The sequence below is a fragment of the Evansella sp. AB-P1 genome (assembly GCF_029688925.1).
Lineage (GTDB): Bacteria > Bacillota > Bacilli > Bacillales > Salisediminibacteriaceae > Evansella.
This window is the reverse complement of sequence record NZ_JARUKY010000010.1, coordinates 135,302-148,986: the sequence shown is the minus strand read 5'-3', so window position 1 is coordinate 148,986 and position 13,685 is coordinate 135,302. Positions and strand designations below refer to the sequence as shown.

Annotated in this window: 12 protein-coding genes; all 12 read left to right on the top strand. The window is 35.4% G+C overall.

The annotated features are described in order from the left end of the window. Positions 1–14: 14 nt before the first annotated feature. The 12 genes from QA612_RS12405 (at position 15) to QA612_RS12350 (ending at position 13,584) form a co-directional block, all read left to right on the top strand. Positions 15–1,952 (top strand): stage V sporulation protein D, encoded by a 1,938-nt coding sequence (locus QA612_RS12405; RefSeq protein WP_278284134.1) that lies wholly within the window; start codon positions 15–17, stop codon positions 1,950–1,952. Between the two features lie 430 nt (positions 1,953–2,382). Then, positions 2,383–3,858 carry a UDP-N-acetylmuramoyl-L-alanyl-D-glutamate--2,6-diaminopimelate ligase gene (locus QA612_RS12400; RefSeq protein WP_278284133.1) on the top strand — a complete coding sequence of 492 codons (1,476 nt, stop codon included), beginning with the start codon at positions 2,383–2,385 and terminating at the stop codon, positions 3,856–3,858. After that, positions 3,848–4,792, top strand: coding sequence for a Mur ligase family protein (locus QA612_RS12395; protein ID WP_278284132.1), 945 nt, complete (start codon positions 3,848–3,850; stop codon positions 4,790–4,792). The genes QA612_RS12400 and QA612_RS12395 overlap by 11 nt, the downstream gene beginning before the upstream one ends. Before the next feature lie 184 nt (positions 4,793–4,976). Beyond that, positions 4,977–5,954: a phospho-N-acetylmuramoyl-pentapeptide-transferase gene (gene mraY / locus QA612_RS12390; RefSeq protein WP_278284131.1), complete on the top strand. Its 978-nt coding sequence runs from the start codon at positions 4,977–4,979 to the stop codon at positions 5,952–5,954. Beyond that, entirely contained in the window at positions 5,954–7,312 is a 1,359-nt protein-coding gene (murD, locus tag QA612_RS12385; RefSeq protein ID WP_278284130.1) for a UDP-N-acetylmuramoyl-L-alanine--D-glutamate ligase, read from the top strand. Before mraY ends, murD begins: the two co-directional genes overlap by 1 nt. A 73-nt stretch (positions 7,313–7,385) precedes the next feature. Beyond that, on the top strand, positions 7,386–8,483 hold the full coding sequence (gene spoVE, locus QA612_RS12380) for a stage V sporulation protein E (protein ID WP_278284129.1): 1,098 nt from the start codon (positions 7,386–7,388) through the stop codon (positions 8,481–8,483). A gap of 312 nt (positions 8,484–8,795) precedes the next feature. Next, on the top strand, positions 8,796–9,896 hold the full coding sequence (murG, locus tag QA612_RS12375) for an undecaprenyldiphospho-muramoylpentapeptide beta-N-acetylglucosaminyltransferase (RefSeq protein WP_278284128.1): 1,101 nt from the start codon (positions 8,796–8,798) through the stop codon (positions 9,894–9,896). Positions 9,897–9,916: 20 nt separating this feature from the next. After that, the gene (gene murB / locus QA612_RS12370; RefSeq protein WP_278284127.1) at positions 9,917–10,831 is read left to right on the top strand and encodes a UDP-N-acetylmuramate dehydrogenase; all 915 of its coding nucleotides are present in this window, start codon (positions 9,917–9,919) and stop codon (positions 10,829–10,831) included. Positions 10,832–11,057: 226 nt separating this feature from the next. Then, positions 11,058–11,843 (top strand): cell division protein FtsQ/DivIB, encoded by a 786-nt coding sequence (locus QA612_RS12365; RefSeq protein ID WP_278284126.1) that lies wholly within the window; start codon positions 11,058–11,060, stop codon positions 11,841–11,843. Then, entirely contained in the window at positions 11,827–12,528 is a 702-nt protein-coding gene (locus tag QA612_RS12360) for a DUF881 domain-containing protein (RefSeq protein WP_278284125.1), read from the top strand. Before QA612_RS12365 ends, QA612_RS12360 begins: the two co-directional genes overlap by 17 nt. A 5-nt stretch (positions 12,529–12,533) precedes the next feature. Continuing rightward, on the top strand, positions 12,534–13,229 hold the full coding sequence (locus QA612_RS12355; RefSeq protein WP_278284124.1) for a DUF881 domain-containing protein: 696 nt from the start codon (positions 12,534–12,536) through the stop codon (positions 13,227–13,229). Position 13,230: 1 nt separating this feature from the next. Further along, complete coding sequence (locus tag QA612_RS12350; protein WP_278284123.1) at positions 13,231–13,584, top strand: small basic family protein; 354 nt, start codon at positions 13,231–13,233, stop codon at positions 13,582–13,584. Positions 13,585–13,685: the final 101 nt, after the last annotated feature.

Below are 13,685 nucleotides of genomic sequence, written 5' to 3'. Positions count from 1 at the left end.
GGGGAGGTTTGGAGATGAAAAGGGTATCTAATGTAACGGTTCGAAAACGTCTTATTTTAGCGTTGAGTGTAGGTTTAGTCGTATTTTTAGTTATGATCATTCGATTAGGTGTTGTTCAGTTAGTTATGGGGGATGAAATATCTACAAGGGCTGAAAATTCTTGGAGTAGAGATATACCTTTTGAAGCAAAACGAGGAGAAATTTTAGACAGGAATGGAATAGCGTTAGCAACGAATGTTAGTGCCCCCTCTGTCCTCGTTGTACCGAGACAAATTTCTGATCCTGCTAATGTAGCTACACAGTTAGCAGAAGTACTAAGGATGGATAGACAAAGGGCGTATGAACTAGTTACGAAAAACGAACACATCGTACGAATAAATCCTGAGGGTAGAAAAATGAGTAATGAATTAGCTAATGAAGTGAGGGAATTAAGGTTAGATGGTGTTTTTATTGCAGAGGATAATAGGCGCCATTATCCATTCGGACAATATTTATCCCATGTGTTAGGGTTTGCAGGTATTGATAATCAAGGTCTAACTGGACTGGAATTATATTATGATGAAAAGCTTTCTGGTGAAAAAGGGTATGTGTCTTTCTATTCAACAGCTAGGGGAACGAGAATGCCAGGGTTAGCGGACGAGTATACTGCTCCTGTAGATGGCCAACACTTGAAATTAACCATTGATTCTAAAGTGCAAACCATTATCGAACGGGAGTTGGATAATGCTGAAGCTACTTATAATCCAGATGGTGCTATTGCTATTGCCATGGATCCTAATACTGGAGAAATTTTAGGGATGTCATCAAGACCAGACTATGATCCAGAACAATTTAGGAAGGTTCCTCCTGAAATTTATAATCAAAATAAACCTGTTTGGAGTCAATATGAACCAGGATCAACTTTTAAGATTATTACTTTAGCAGCAGCATTAGAGGAAGGGATTGTTGATTTAGACAATGATTCGTTTCATGATCCAGGGTATATCGAAGTTTCAGGACATAGGCTAAGATGTTGGAAAAAAGGTGGTCATGGATCTCAAACATATTTAGAGGTTGTACAAAATTCATGTAACCCTGGCTTTGTTGCTCTGGGAGAAGAATTAGGTAAAGAAACATTGTTTGACTATATTCATAGCTTTGGGTTTGGGCAAAAAACAGGTATAGATTTACAAGGAGAAGGAACAGGGATTTTATTCAATTTAGATGCAGTTGGACCATTAGAATTAGCTACAACATCTTTTGGTCAAGGGGTTTCAGTTACTCCAATTCAACAAGTTGCTGCTGTAGCCGCAGCAATAAATGGTGGTAGATTATACCAGCCGTATTTAGCGAAAGAGTGGATAGATTCTTCTTCTGGTGAAGTTGTTACTAGAACGACCCCTACATTAAAGCAGGAAGTAATCTCAGAGGAAACTTCTGCAGAAATTCGCCGAGCTTTAGAGCATGTTGTAGCAAAAGGGTCAGGCCGTAATGCGTATGTTGATGGTTACCGTGTTGGAGGGAAAACCGGGACTGCACAGAAAGCTCAAGATGGACGATATTTAGAAAATAATCACATTGTTTCTTTCATAGGTTTTGCTCCTGCAGATGACCCTCAAATTGTTATTTATGTTGCAGTAGATAACCCGAAAGATACTATTCAATTTGGTGGAACGGTAGCTGCTCCAATAGTAGGGAACATTATGGAGGATAGTCTCCGAGCTTTAGGGGTAGAAAGAAGAGGAGGACAAATTGAAAAGGAACGTATGTGGAACGATGAGCCAGTGATTGAAGTTCCAGATTTAGAGGGCTTGACCATAAGAGAAATTAATCAAGCATATTATGAATTAAAGTTAGATGTTTCAGGTGAAGGGAAGGAAGTGTTATTACAGTCGCCTGAACCAGGAGTTCGAGTAAAGGCAGGATCAACCATTAGAATATATATGGGTGACAAACCTGAAGAGGAACAGTAAAATGAAACTTATGGATTAAACTAACATAAAAAATGTCTACCCTGAAAATAAGAACGGTTCAGGAGTGAGGGGTGACGACTCCAGTGGGATCAGCACGATCCGAAAATCCCCTAAAAGCTTGCTGTGTAAGTTTTAGGAAGTTGAGGCCGTGCCCCACGGTAAAGAAGACACTGTGAAGAATGAACAGATGTCGCACTTATGCCTGTGGTGAAAGCTTCCGCATAGAACGGATGAACTCCTCTTAGTTAGAACATTTTCATCCTCCATGGTGGAAGTTTACTTGCATGTTAGGTCTACCCTGAAAATTCAAAAATTAATTACTTTTAGTTATTTTCAGGGTACCCTATTATTAAGAGTGTTTTTCATAGAATAAAGAATAGTTATTCATATTAAAATAGATAAGTTTGGTTAATTGAAAGAGGGATATAGTATGCAATTAAGTATGTTATTAAATGAATTACCTTCCTATCAACTTATTGGTCATGGCGACCCAATCATCCAAAATGTCCATATGGATTCTCGTGAAGTTTCTGAGGGAAGTTTATTTTTCTGTGTTAAAGGCTTTACCGTTGATGGTCACGATTTTGCAGTGGAGGCAGTAAAAAAAGGTGCTGTAGCCATCGTAGCAGAAGAGGATATAGATGTATCTGTACCATTGGTTAAAGTGAAAAATTCCAAGCGTGCTATGGCGCTTCTATCAGCAGTGTTTTTTGATTATCCAACTTCAAAGTTTCAGTTAATTGGTGTGACTGGAACAAATGGCAAAACGACAACTACCCATTTAATTGAAAAGCTTCTATCTGATTCAGGTAAAAAAACAGGTATAATCGGGACAATGTATATGAAGTATGGAGAGAAGAAAGTAGAAGTAAATAATACAACTCCAGAATCACTTGTACTTCAAAAAAATTTCTATGAGATGAAAAAAGAAGGTGTCGATGCAGTGACGATGGAGGTTTCCTCTCATGCCTTGGAACTTGGAAGAGTGCATGGTAGTCATTTTGACATTGCAGTGTTTACTAATATTTCACAAGATCATTTGGATTTTCATGAAACGATGGAACGATACACCTATGCTAAAGGATTGTTATTTGCCCAACTAGGAAATGGTTTCAAGAAAGACAATCAACCTATAGCTATATTAAATATAGATGATCAAGCATTTTGCACGATCGAAAGGATGACAGCTTCACCAATCATTACTTATGGGATCAGAGGTGATGCAGACTTAAAGGCAGTTAATATCAACCTTGACGAGTCTGGTGCTAGCTTTGATTTATCTATTGGTAATGAGTCAGTACCAATAAAATTGAATATGACAGGGACGTTTTCTATTTATAATGCTCTCGCAGCAGCAGCTACTGCCTATACAATGGGGATTAGTTTAGATGTTATACAGACTAGCTTATCAAAAGTAGAAGGAGTTTCTGGAAGGTTTGAAAGATTAAAGATTAATGCTCCATTCCATGTGATTGTAGATTATGCTCATACACCAGATAGCTTACAAAATGTTCTTCAAACGATTAAAGAATTTGCCAAAGGTAAAATAAGCGTAGTAGTTGGGTGTGGGGGAGATCGTGATAAAGGGAAAAGGCCTCTGATGGCTAAAATAGCTGAAGAATTTTCCAATCATGTTTATTTAACCTCGGATAATCCACGAACAGAGGAACCATTGGATATTATTAAAGATATGGAACAAGGAATGTCTGGATCAAACTATACTGTAATTGAAAACCGGCGCGAAGCTATCTTTGAAGTGATCCGTCAAGCTCAAGAGAATGAAGTAATATTAATAGCAGGAAAGGGACACGAAACGTATCAAACTATCGGAAAAATGAATCATTATTTTGATGATCGTGTTGTAGCTAAGGAAGCAGTAGAGGAGTGTCAAAATCATGAGAACTAGTATAGACATGTCACTTATTCGTTCGATTAGTATGAATGTAATAGGTGAAGCGGAAGGTGTTAAAGTAAAAGGTATTAGTATCGATAAAGGTGGTGTGAAAAAAGGAGATTTATTTTTACCAATTGATTCTACTATATTCGATGATTCATTATTCATTGAGGATATAAGATCGAAAGGAGCAGTGGCCTCCTTTTGGAAAAAAGGGATCCAACTTCCTAACGATATACCTAATGATTTTATATTATTTGAAGTTGAGGATGTGGAGGAAGCTTTAAAGAAATTAGCCCAATTGTACTTGGCTGAAGTGGAACCTACTGTAGTTACTGTTACAGGTAGTTTTGGAAAGACAATAACACAATCCATTATTTCGCATTTATTAAATGGCCCTTTTAATGTTCATGAAATAAAAGGGATTCAAGGGGAGTATACAAGCTTCTTACTTTCAGTTCTTCACATGGATCCACATACAGATGTCCTACTTTCCCAAGTAGATTTAGGGTCAAGGGAAGAAGTTGGGTTTTATAGTGAGTTAATGAATCCAAATTTTTCTATAATTACAAACATTTCTGAACAAGATAATCTTTCAACATATGAAGAAGCTATACAGTCTGTAATGGAGCTTGAAAAGGGAATGAAGGCAAGTGCTGTTCTTGCAATCGATGGGGATAATAAGGATTTAATGAAAAAGGAATGGAAGACGGATGTTATCACTTGTGGTACTTCTGACAAATGCTTATTTCATGTAACTTCTGTTGAAGAATCAGGCGATGAACTACAATTTCAAATAGCTGGCATTCATATGCCTTTTACTATAAGGGGAATGAAGAAGGCAGATGTGAAATATGCAGTATATGCTATCGCATTGTTGGTCCATCTTGGTTTATTGGCAGATGACATTTCAGTAGCATTAAAAGATTTTGTATTAGACATTTAATCACTTTTATATCAATAGGCATGAAATTGTACAATCGACGATAAAATGTATAGTAAGATCTTTATTTAAGTTGATATTAAATAAATGTTAATCTTTTCCGTTTATGAAAAAGTGACATAGAGCTTTTATGCCCGTTCTTCAATATTAAAGGTACGTGAATCGAGTTTAGAAAGGAGTTCCTATTATGCTGGAACAGGGATTATTGTTCACTCTGATATTATCATTTTTAATAACAGTATTACTTTCCCCTATTTTTATCCCTTTTTTGAGAAGGTTAAAATTTGGTCAAAGCATTCGTGATGAAGGCCCACAATCTCATCAGAAAAAAAGCGGAACACCGACAATGGGCGGATTAATGATTATTTTATCAGTCATTACCGCTACATTAATAATGGCAAGTCAATTTCATTTTATTGATATAGAAATCATGTTACTTCTTTTTGTAACGTTTGGCTTTGGATTACTGGGTTTTTTAGATGACTTTATTAAAGTCGTGAAAAAGAGGAATTTAGGATTAACTTCCAAACAAAAGTTTTTAGGTCAAGTAGGAATATCCGCAATTGTTTATGTCATATTGCTACAAACGGGATTATCAACACTAATTACGATTCCCGGAACTACGTTAGCTGTTGACGTTGGATGGTTTTATTTTCCACTGATTATTATTATGCTTGTAGGAACCTCTAATGCTGTCAATTTAACTGATGGTTTAGACGGGTTAGTTGCAGGTACCTCTGCAATTGCGTTTGGAGCTTTTGCTATTATTGCATATTCTTTATCCATGTATACTGTTTCCCTCTTTTCTGTTGCAGTAGTAGGAGCTGTCTTAGGATTTCTAGTCTTTAATTCCCATCCTGCTAAAGTGTTCATGGGTGATACTGGCTCCTTAGCAATCGGCGGAGCCTTAGCAATGATTGCTATTTTAACAAAAATGGAAATTCTTCTTATTATCATTGGAGGAGTTTTTGTAATTGAGACATTATCTGTTATTATTCAAGTAGTCTATTTTAAAGCTACTGGTGGTAAACGGATATTTAAGATGAGTCCCTTACATCATCATTATGAATTATCTGGATGGAGTGAATGGCGTGTCGTTGTTACGTTTTGGTTAGTTGGTACGATCTTTGCTATTATTGGAGTTTACTTAGAGGTGTGGTTGTAATGAAGAAGAATGATCGTTATAAAAACAAAGAAATTCTTATTCTTGGCTTAGCTAAAAGTGGAACAGCAGCAGCAGAGTTACTGATCCAGCTGGGGGCTAAAGTTACTGTAAATGATCAAAAACCTATTGAAGATAATAAAGAAGCACAGAAGCTGGAGAAACTGGGAGCTGTCGTAGTGTGTGGATCACATCCATTGGACCTTATCCATTCTAGACTAGATTATGTAGTAAAAAATCCTGGGATACGTTACGATAATCCTCTTGTGGAAAAAGCAATAGCTTTAAATATTCCAGTAATAACGGAAATCGAGCTTGCTTATCAAATAAGTGAATGTGAAATTATAGGAATTACTGGATCAAATGGAAAAACAACAACGACAACATATATATATGAAATGTTAAAAGGTAGTAAAAATCAACCTTTGCTTGCCGGTAATATTGGAGAAGTAGCCTGTGAAGTAGCTCAAAATGCTACTGAGAATAATATTTTAGTGACAGAGCTATCAAGCTTTCAACTAATGGGTATTGAACAATTTCATCCGAAATATTCTGTACTATTAAATATTATTGATGCTCACCTTGATTATCACGGAACGATGGAAAATTATATTGAAGCAAAAGGGAACATTTTTCGTAATCAATCTAGGGAAGATTACATGATCTATAATGCGGATGATGAAGTCGTAAGTCGTGTTGCCAGTAATGGACAAGCTAAAGGAATACCATTCTCTACAGAAAAAAGTCTCGAAGATGGGGCTTGTATTAAAAATGGAAATTTAACTATTTTTGGGGAGAAATTAATCCCAATTGAGGAGATGTCTCTTCCAGGTGAACATAACATTTCTAATGGACTAGCAGCAGCAGCTACTGCATATTTAGCTGGTGCTTCAATCGAAGAAATTTGTCATGTACTAAAAACATTTACTGGGGTTAAGCATCGTTTACAATTCGTGGATGAAATAGAGGGTCGGAGCTTTTATAACAATTCAAAGGCTACAAATGTTTCAGCAACTATTACGGCTTTAAAGGCTTTTGATAAACCAATTGTTTTAATTGCAGGTGGTCTGGATCGTGGGTTGTCCTTTGATGACCTTATTCCTTATTTTCAAAAACGTGTGAAAGCTATTGTTACATATGGGGAGACTGCTGATAAAATTGCTGCAGCTGCAGGCATAGCTAAGGTACCAACCATTAATACAGTTAATACTTTAGAGGAAGCGGTTAATGTTGGGTATAAGAACTCGCATAGTGGGGATGTTATTCTATTATCTCCTGCTTGTGCCTCATGGGATCAATTTAAGACTTTTGAAGAACGTGGAGATATATTTATTGATGCAGTGAAAAAGATTGTCCTGTAAAGGCATGTTTGTCCATTTTACACATAAATATAGGTAATAGAGATGATGATTGAGGAAATCGAGGTGTTCTCTATTGCCAAAAGTAAAGTCTACTCCTGATATTTTATTAATTGCTGCAACCGTTTGTCTATTAACCATTGGATTAATTATGGTTTATAGTGCTAGTGCAGTATGGGCAGACCATAATTTTAATGATTCTTTTTTCTTTTTAAAGCGGCAATTGTTTTTTGCAGGGTTAGGGTTAGTTGCCATGTTATTTATCATGAATATTGATTATTGGACATGGAGAAGTATGACGAAGGTTTTAATTTTTGTATGTTTTATCTTGTTAATTATTGTTCTCATTCCTGGCGTAGGTCTTGTTCGAGGTGGAGCAAGAAGCTGGTTAGGTGTTGGTGCATTTTCTATTCAACCATCTGAATTTATGAAAATTGCAATGATCTTTTTCCTGGCAAAATATTTGTCGGAAAAGCATAAATACGTGACAACTCTTAAAAGAGGTCTCTTTCCAACTTTAGGTTTAGTTTTATTGGCATTTGCTCTCATTATGTTACAACCTGATTTAGGTACTGGGATGGTAATGGTATTAACGAGTGTTGTTATGATTTTTATTGCAGGAGCAAGAATCAAACATTTTATGTTTATGGCAGTTCTTGGTATAGTAGGTTTGGTTGGATTAATTATATCTGCACCTTATCGTTTACGACGAATAACATCCTTTTTAGATCCATGGGAAGATCCGTTAGGAACAGGTTTTCAAATTATTCAATCATTATACGCAATTGGTCCTGGCGGCTTTTTAGGGTTAGGATTAGGCTCCAGTAGACAGAAATACTTTTATTTACCAGAACCTCAAACTGATTTTATTTTTGCAATTCTATCTGAAGAGCTTGGGTTCATTGGTGGAGCATTTGTTCTTGTTTGTTTTGCCATATTATTGTGGAGAGGTTTGCGTATTGCTTTGTATGCACCAGATCTATACGGATGTATGCTTGCTACAGGAATTATTGGAATGATTGCAATTCAGGTTATGATTAACATAGGCGTAGTTATCGGTTTAATGCCTGTAACTGGAATCACTCTTCCGCTACTGAGCTATGGTGGTTCATCTTTAACCTTAATGTTATCTTCCATTGGAGTTTTATTGAACATTAGTCGACATATGCGATAATTAAGTTTAAAATATTTAAATAGTGTTAACTACGTATACCTTATACTTGTATAGCGTTTTTAATGTTTGCGTTAGTCTAGAATAACAACTCTTTTTACTTATTACTTATTACTTATCAATACCATGCTTCTGCTATTTTAGCAGTTGCTTTTTTGTTGTATTCATTATCCCCATAATTTTATGGCAGAAATTAATTATTCACCAAAAAAATCATACTTTTTCATAAAATACGTGTTATTCTATTCATCAAGACAAACAGTTTTGAGATATAATATAAATAAGTTTGTAAATGTTTTTAGCTGGAGGGAAATCATGAAGGTATTAGTTACTGGTGGAGGAACAGGTGGGCATATATATCCAGCCCTCGCTCTTATACGTTCTATAAAAAAACATAATAGTAAGGCAGAATTTTTATATATAGGTACTGAAAATGGATTAGAGGCTAAGATAATTTCTAAAGAAGATATACCTTTTAAGACTGTTACAATTACAGGATTTCAAAGGAAGTTGTCCTTTGAAAATGTAAAAACAGTACTACGATTTCTTAAAGCGGTTAAGGTTTCTAAAAAGTATATAAAACAGTTCAAACCAGATATTGTAATAGGAACAGGTGGGTATGTTTGTGGTCCAGTAGTTTATGCTGCAGCCAAAAAAGGAATTCCTACTGTCATTCACGAACAAAATAGTGTTCCAGGATTAACAAATAAATTTTTAAGTAAGTATGTAAATAAAATAGCCATTTCCTTTGAAGATTCTAAGGACTTCTTTCCTAAGGAGAAGGTAGAATTAACTGGAAATCCTCGAGCACAAGAAGTGGTTGAAGCAGCTAAAAGCTCAAAGGGAAATAAATTAACCTCTCTCGGTTTATCTTCAACGAGGCGCACGGTTCTAATTGTTGGAGGAAGTAGAGGGGCAAAACCGATCAATGATGCTGTTATTGGTATTTTAGATGAGTTAGGAAAAAAAGAGTACCAATGTTTATATGTTACAGGAGAAGTACATTATGAAAATGTAAAGAATGAGTGGAGTAAAGTTAAGTCATCAAAAAATATTGTTTGTGTACCTTATATTCATGACATGCCTCAAGTATTAAGTGAAGTTGATTTATTAGTAGCTAGAGCAGGAGCTACTACTTTGTCAGAAATCACTGCTCTTGGGTTACCGTCTATTTTAATTCCAAGTCCATATGTAACCAATAACCATCAAGAGAAAAACTGTCGATCGTTAGAACATGTTAATGCGGCTAGAGTAATTTTAGAGAAGGAAATGTCTTCTGAAAAGCTATTACAAGAAATTGATTCTATTTTCAATGATTCAGTTACTTGGAATGAAATGCATCACGGTGCTTTAAAATTAGGGCAACCAACTTCAGGAGATGAACTCTATCGGATAATCACTCAGCTTGTAAAATAAGTAAAGTGATGGAGGGAATTATGGCAAATTTAATAAGCACATTAGAGGCACTTGAAATTGGAAAGATTACGGAGAATGAACCGTTAAAAAATCATACTACTTGGAAAATTGGTGGACCTGCAAAAATTTTTTTTGAACCATCTTCTGTTACTAACTTAAAAAAAGGAATAGAGCAAATCGTGAATAGCAAATCTCCGTGGTTTGTGATTGGAAGAGGTTCCAATTTGTTAATTTCAGATGAAGGTATAGATGGTGTAGTGATTAAATTAAATGAAAATATTGCTGACCTAGAACAAGAAGGTGAGACGATAAAGGTAGGTGCAGGTTACTCCTTAATTAAGCTTGCTACTATCATGAGTAAAAAGGGTTTTTCTGGTTTGGAATTTGCAGGAGGTATACCAGGTTCTGTTGGTGGAGCTGTATTTATGAATGCAGGAGCTCACGGGTCAGATATTTCACAAATACTTGTAAAGTGCAACATCCTTCTTCCAGATGGTACATTTAAATGGTTTACAAAGGAAGAAATGGAGTTTTCATATCGTACCTCCCGTTTGCAACAAAAGGAAAAGGGGATATGCGTAGAAGCAGTCTTTCAGCTAAGAAAAGGTGACAAGGAAAAGATAACAAAGGAGATGCAGAAGAACAAAGACTACCGAAGAGAGACACAGCCTTGGAATTATCCTTGCTGTGGCAGTGTCTTTAGAAATCCCTTGCCTAATCATGCAGGGAAATTGATTGAAGAAGCAGGTTTAAAAGGTTTTTCTATAGGGGATGCACAAGTATCAACCATCCATGCTAACTTTATTGTTAATAAAGGTAATGCAACAGCTCAAAATGTGTTAGATTTAATAGATCATATACAACAAACCATTTATGATAAATATAACGTTAAAATGGAACCGGAGGTAGAACTAGTAGGAGAAACTTCCTTGTAATTAGATCTATATTCCATATCGCCTTTAACGAACTTCTTAATACGTAAGGGACTTTTAGGCGAATTCTTTTTTATTTTTTTATTTTTGGGCCACTTGTGCTTTTTTTATAGAGATTATTTAACTAGAATATAACAAGAGGATACAGGCATTTTGTCTCTATTTGACGAAAATACAAGAATGACTATTTTCTCACAATAAAGCATGAGATACAATGGAGGAAGAACCTATGAGTCATAATAAGAAAGTCATTGAAATAGAAGAAAGAATCCCCAAGTTAAAAAATCGACGTAAACAACTAGCTAATCGCAGATTAATCTTTTATATTTCTATCTTCTTTATTTTAGTGACTATTATCATGTATTTTCAATCTTCCTTTAGTCTTGTAAAAACAGTTGAGGTATCTGGTAATATACATGTGTCTGAGGAATGGATTGTGGACAAGTCTCAGTTACTTCCTGAAACGAGTATGTGGAATATTAATGAGGAAGGGATTCGAACTAGAATATTAAGTAACCCAGAAATATCCTCATTGTCAATAACGAAAAATTGGCCAAATACAATTCACCTTGAAATTGGTGAGTATGAAAGGGTTGCGTATGTGCAAGGAAATGACACTTATTATCCATTATTAGAGACGGGAAAACAGTTATCTAGTGAAAAGGATGTTGTACATATTCCCTTTGATGCACCAATTTTAATGGGATTTACTGATGAAGATAAAAAAAGTCAACTTGCTGCGGAGCTTGTAAATGTATCTTCATCCATAAGGAATAGAATTTCTGAGATTTATTATTCTCCTGTTGAGAATGATACTTTTCGATTAATGATTTATATGAATGATGGCTTTGTTGTCAATTCAACCATTCGAAACTTTGCAGAAAGAATTGCACCATATACAGCTATTGTAGAACAGTTAGATCCAAACGAAGAAGGAATAGTACATATGAGAATGAATCCATATTTTGAGAGCTTTGAGGTTGAGGAGGAAGAAGAAAGTGAGAGTGAAGGGTAGTCATGTAATATTCTCATTTGTTTTATTGTTAACTGGGTTCATACTTGCTATTAGTTATCAAATAACGAACGAAAGACAAATAACAAACGAAATGTCAAGTACTCAATGGAGAGCAGAGGATGAATTAAGGAATGAAGTGTTAATGGAACAGGCTATTAACAGGAATTTAACTGAGGAATTACGTGACATTCAAAATCAAATAAATGAAATTGAAGATGATATTGCCAACAGTCAACGACGTTATTTTAATTTAGTGGAAGACCTTGATCGTCTTCGTATGGTAACGGGTTCAGTACAAGTAAAAGGAGAAGGTATTAGTGTTACACTAAGAGATGCAGAATATGTCCCAGATGGAGATAATCCTAATAGTTATATCGTTCATGAGCAACATTTACAAAAGATTATTCATGAATTACTTGTCACTGGAGCAGAAGCTATTGCAATTAATGGCTACCGCCTTAATCACCAATCGTATATTCAATGCATTGGACCTGTAATTGAAATAGATGGCAATGTCTCTTTTGCTCCCTTTGAAATAACAGCAATTGGGGAGAAGGAAACGTTGAATAGCTCTCTAAATATGGTTGGAGGCGTGATAGACCAGCTTGTTAGTGAAAACATTGAGGTAAGAATAGAAAATAAAAATGAGATCATCATGGATCCGTATTTCTCTGAGAGAGGGTGACTATCATGAAGGATCGCATGATTGTATTCACTTGTATTACAACGATCATTGGTTTTATGATTGCCATTCAATTCCAGACTACAAAAGAGCCAGATGTGAGAGACACTAGAAATATACATGAATTAAGACAAGCTTTAACTGTTGAAAAAGAACGCCAAAAAGAGTTAAATGAAGAGATGGATAAACAAATTGAAATGTTATACCAGCTACAGCAAACGGAAAATGTTGAATCCGTCATTGTAGATGCTATAGATGAATTAAGGGAACGGGCAGGACTTACACCAATTAGTGGACAAGGTGTTCTGATAGAAATTACACCAGTTTATCAAGACGAATTTGGTGGGTATATTCACTCCGTGCCTCCATATTTACTTCGACTACTTATAAATGAATTAAACTTTAACGGTGCAAAAGAGATAGCAGTAGGTAATCAAAGAATAGTTTCGACAACACCCATAAGAGAAGCAAATGGAGTTACCTTAATTAATAGTAATCGAGTAACACAATTCCCATTAAAAGTAAAAGTTCTTTCAGATGATCCAGAAGGGTTGCATCATGCCATTATGTCTTCCATTTCACGAGAATATTTTTTATATGAAAATTTAGAGATTAATTCAACTCCAATAAATTATGTGTCTTTACCTGCCTATGAAAAAACCTATCGAGTAAGGCACATGGAAGTTATAAAGGAGGAATCATAATATGTGGCTCCCAATCATCGGTCTCTTGGTTGGAGTCCTCCTTGGTTTATTCAGCGAATTTCGAGTGCCAGATGAGTATTCTAGCTACTTATCTATAGCTGTACTGGCAGCGCTTGATACATTATTTGGTGGGATTCGGGCTCATCTTGAGAATATTTTTGAAGAAACAGTATTTATAACTGGTTTTTTTACCAATATTCTCTTAGCTGCGGGTTTAGCTTTCCTAGGGGTTCATCTTGGTGTAGACTTGTATTTAGCAGCTGTTTTTGCATTTGGTGTACGATTATTTCACAATATTGCCCTAATCCGTCGAATTTTAATAAATAAATGGACGACGAAACGGAAAGAGAATTAAAAAGATGTGAAAAAATGTGAAAAATTCTTTTTTTTCTTGAAAAACCTTTTTAAAAAAAGGGAATTAGACTTAGATGTTGAATACATTTCATAACTCATTTA